Source organism: Campylobacter concisus (genome assembly GCF_902460535.1).
GTDB lineage: Bacteria > Campylobacterota > Campylobacteria > Campylobacterales > Campylobacteraceae > Campylobacter_A > Campylobacter_A concisus_AS.
The window spans coordinates 17,275-19,392 of sequence record NZ_CABPTV010000009.1 but is presented as its reverse complement, the minus strand read 5'-3'; the positions used below and the strand labels follow the sequence as shown (position 1 = coordinate 19,392).

1 protein-coding gene and 1 pseudogene are annotated in these 2,118 nt (G+C 35.1%); both read left to right on the top strand.

The features are described from left to right. Positions 1 to 227 (top strand): annotated as a pseudogene (locus FZ945_RS08280) (Cj0814 family flagellar-dependent secreted protein); the annotation flags it as partial. A gap of 104 nt (positions 228 to 331) precedes the next feature. Beyond that, the gene (locus FZ945_RS08275; RefSeq protein ID WP_148803837.1) at positions 332 to 2,086 is read left to right on the top strand and encodes a response regulator; all 1,755 of its coding nucleotides are present in this window, start codon (positions 332 to 334) and stop codon (positions 2,084 to 2,086) included. Positions 2,087 to 2,118 lie beyond the last annotated feature (32 nt).

The window sequence follows — 2,118 nt, the reverse complement described above, 5'->3', positions numbered from 1 at the left end:
AAAACTATGAAATAATTACAAAACAAGATAGAAGTGAGATAGGCATACCAAAGGCTTATTATGATGAGATACTATCTGGCAAAAAAGATCTAAAAGATATACTAGCTAGGATTTTAAAGCTTAGAAATTTAGAGCTTAAAAAAGATCAAACGCTTGAGGGGCTAGCAAGTAAGATAATGGATGTTTTAAAAGAATTTGATGAGAGGACCAAAGTAAGAGAGCCTTAAAAATATAACATAGTAGGCATTCGCTCTAAGCCCTTTTGGCTCCCAAACTACTAAACATTTTTTATATTTGCCGATATAAGATATATATTTTAAAAGGATTTAAAATGAATGTATCACCAAATTTAGAGCCTATAAATATAAATTTACCCAAAGATATGATCTATTCAAGGGTTCTTCTTGGCGTAGATAGAGTGCAAACTTTAGACAACACAAATTTAAAGTCTGAGCTTAAAGACATCGCTACTAAGCTTATCTCAAATAGCACTTACTCTATCATCCAAAGCGCCAGCACCAGTGGCGTGAAGTCGGAGTATGCTAGAGCAGATAGTGGGACAAACGATGCTTTTTCTTATGTGGATATACAAAGAAGAAACTGGGATAAAAAAGACTTTGAAAACAAATATCTCTTTGGCGAAGATGCCTCAGCGCTAAGGAAAGTGGATCAAACTAGCACCTATTTTTCATCTATAAATTCAAAAACTTCCATTAAGCCCATTGCTGCAGCAGATACTAAATTTACAAATTTAAATGACTATGCCTATGAAAAAACGATAAAAACCTCACTGGGTGACGTGGAGGTCTTTTTGGATCTTTATGACGATAATGACAAACTAGGCATAGGCAAGCTAGATGCAAATGGATTTTTATTTAACTTTGATAGCAACAAGGACGGAGTGATAAATTCTGGTGATAAATACTTTGATAAGCTAAAGGTTAGAGGCTACGACAAAGACGGAAATGAGAAAATTTTCAAACTAAGCGAAGTTGCGAGCGAGATAAACCTTAACGACTTTATTAAAAAGGATATTAGAAATTTAAGCCATGAGGCTATGGACTTTGCTAGCAAAAACACAGTTGATTACAGAGTTAGTTTAAACAACTCAAACCCTTATACTCTATTTTCAGCCGAGTATCGCTACCAAAAGATAGGCAAAGAAGAGACTAATAAATTTTTCAAAGACCATGCAGACCAAAACGGCTGGGTAGATCTTAGGGATAATAAGATATTTAACGAAGAGAGCGGCTTAAACAACTTTGCCTATGAGAAAGTTGGCTTTGACGGCAAGAAAAAGCTTAGCGAGTTTAACCCTATCATAAAGCCTTCTGGATCTAAACAAGATGAGAGCTTTTCATACGCAGGCTATCAAAAAGATAGCTTTATGAAATTTTATAACGACTACCAAAAAGAGTCTAGCGCTCACAGCAAAGATGTAGAGTGGATAAGCAAAAATTTAAAAGAAAATGATGTAGAAGACGCAGATGATCTCATCTCAAAGCTAAAAACCACAAAGTCATCTTATATGATCGCTATGGAGAGTGAGTTTGAAAAAGCAACTGGACTTGATTTTAGCCTAGAAAATTTAGAAAAAGTAAAGCATGCTTTTGAGAGTGATACGAGCAAGGCCGCAGCTGCTCTAAAGGACACAGACAGCGTAATAGCTATGAAGCTAAACAAAAATGGCACAATCACGCTTAAATTTGATAGTGGAAGAGAGCTAGAGGTAAAAGAAATTTATAGTGACACTGGCAAGCTAATCAGCAAAGATGACAAAGATAGCAAAAGAGCAAGTATAAATTTAGATGCTAAGAGCATGAATGATGTGGAGCTAAATAGACTTGACTTTAAAGATATAGGCATAAAGCAAGATGATAAGATATCTAGCCTAAAAGAGCTTGGAGCAAAGCTCGTTAAAAACCTCTCTGATAAATTTACAAGCAAATTCCTAATCGGACTTGAAAACGGCAAAAGCATCACCACTAAAGAAATTTACAACATCACCTACCTTGAAAACGACCTCAAATTTAAGGAACTATCTAGCAAAGATAGGCTTTATAAAAAGGTAGATACGAGAGTTTAGGAGTAAATTTATGCATACTAAAAAGCCTTTGC

Coding starts and splice junctions, on each gene's coding strand:
- FZ945_RS08275 (WP_148803837.1), top strand. CDS start 332: ATGAATGTATCACCAAATTTAGAGCCTATAAATATAAATTTACCCAAA.